The 2,514-nt window shown below is 33.5% G+C and carries 1 pseudogene; it reads right to left on the reverse strand.

What is annotated here, in order from left to right:
• Positions 1-97: 97 nt before the first annotated feature.
• Positions 98-2,514, reverse strand: a pseudogene (secA, locus tag CEX73_RS01135) (preprotein translocase subunit SecA); the annotation flags it as partial.

Below are 2,514 nucleotides of genomic sequence, written 5' to 3' on the forward strand. Positions count from 1 at the left end.
ATAAATAAATGAAATAAATATTTATTAAAACTTATAATTATTTACTAATAGCTTATCTACATAATTAATCAACTAATACAATTGGTAATTGTTTATGTACTTGTACTTTACTAAGTAAAGTAATGACTTCATATTTTAGTGAATCTAGCATAACTAGAAACATCATAAAAGATTCACGTTTATACTCTTGTTTTGGATCTCTTTGAGCATAACTACGTAAATGAATACCTTGACGTAGATAATCCATTGCTGCTAGATGTTCTTTCCATAATAAGTCAATAGTTTGTAACATAACGCGTCTTTCTAATTGACGCATCATATCTATACCTATTATTTCTTCTTTACGTTTATACTCTGTTAATAGAATATCAATTAATTTATGTTTTAACTCATCTGGCTTATTTATTAGTGATGGTGTAATAGTTATATTAACATTAAAATTATCTTTTATATGTTGTTGGAGACCCAATAGATCCCATATTTCTTCTAGTGATTGTGGTGGAATATAATGATTTATTATGTTATTTAGTACATCTATACGAATACGATTAATCGTTTGACTAATATCAGCAACTTCTAATAATTCATTACGCTTAGCATAAATAACTCTACGTTGATCATTAACAACATCATCATATTCTAATAATTGTTTACGAATATCAAAATTACGACTTTCAACTTTGCGTTGAGCGTTAGCAATCGCTTTTGTAACCCAAGGATGTTCTATAGCATCACCTTGTTTCATTCCTAATTTACGTATCATAAGTGATACACGATCTGAAGCAAAGATACGCATCAGAGAATCTTCCATCGATAAATAAAACCGAGATGAACCTGCATCACCTTGACGACCAGAACGCCCACGTAACTGATTATCAATTCGACGTGATTCATGACGTTCTGTACCAATAATATGTAATCCCCCGACAGCTAAAACAGCGTCATGTCGTTGCTGCCATGAAATTTTTATCTTAGTAATTTGTTGTTCATTATATTTTTTTAGTGCCGCTATTTCTGCTTGCCAGCTACCTCCTAATACAATATCTGTCCCACGTCCTGCCATATTAGTAGATATTGTTACTGCTCCTGGTTGACCAGCTTGAGCTATTATTTCAGCTTCCATAGCATGAAATTTGGCGTTTAATACTTTATGCATAATACCTACTTTTTCTAAAGCATGAGATATTGCTTCAGATTTTTCAATAGAAATAGTACCCACAAGAACTGGTTGCCCACGTTTACTACAATTTTTGATTTCTGCTATAATAGCATTAATTTTTTCTTGTTCAGTTATATAAACTAAATCAGGTAAATCATTACGAATCATTGGTTGATTAGTTGGTACTACTATAGTATCTAATTCATAAATAGAACGAAACTCAAATGCTTCAGTATCTGCAGTACCAGTCATTCCTGATAATTTATCGTATAATCGAAAATAATTTTGAAAAGTAATTGACGCTAGTGTCTGATTTTCATTTTGGATCATCACATGTTCTTTCGCTTCTATTGCTTGATGTAAACCATCTGACCATCGGCGACCTGGCATAGTACGACCAGTATGTTCGTCTACAATGACAACTTCTCCATTTTTAACAATATAGTCAACATTACGTAAGAATAGTACATGAGCTCGTAACCCTGCAATTACATGATGCATTAACATCATATTTTTGACCGAATAAAGTGATTCTCCTTTGTTTAAAAGACAAGCATCAACCATAAGATTTTCAATTAATATAAGACCACGTTCTGTTAAGTGAATTTGACGATATTTTTCGTCTACTACAAAATGTCCTTTACCTTGAAAGTTGTCGGAGTCTTCTTTTTCTTGGCGAATAAAATTCGGTATAAGTTTATCTACTTGACGATATATTTTAGAGCTGTCTTCCGCTGGACCTGAGATAATTAGTGGGGTACGAGCTTCGTCAATCAAAATTGAATCTACCTCATCTATTAGTGCGTAGTGTAGTTTTCGTTGTACTCGTTCTTTCGTACTAAACGCCATATTATCGCGTAAATAATCAAAACCATACTCATGATTAGTGCCATAAGTAATATCTGCAGCATAAGCTACGCGTTTGTCAGGTGCAGATAGCCCATGTAAGTTAATTCCTACACTCAAACCAAGAAACTCAAATAGTGCACGATTATTTTTAGCATCACGCTGCGCTAGATAATCATTGACAGTAACAATATGTACTCCTTTACGACTGAGTGCATTTAAATAAGCAGGTAAAGTAGCTGTTAGAGTTTTCCCTTCACCAGTACGCATCTCAGCAATACAGCGATTGTTTAGCACAATCCCACCTAATAACTGGACATCAAAGTGACGCATGCCAAATACACGCTTACTAGCTTCTCGTACTACTGCAAAAGCTTCTGGTAAGATATGATCTACTAGTTCTTTTTTATCAATACGAGCGCGAAATTCTGTAGTTTTCATAGCTAACTCTTTGTCGCTTAGCTTTTCCATTTTTGGTTCAAGGTCGTTAATAATATCCACAACTTTCC

This window comes from Candidatus Palibaumannia cicadellinicola (assembly GCF_002855795.1).
Classification (GTDB): Bacteria; Pseudomonadota; Gammaproteobacteria; order Enterobacterales; family Enterobacteriaceae; genus Baumannia; species Baumannia cicadellinicola_C.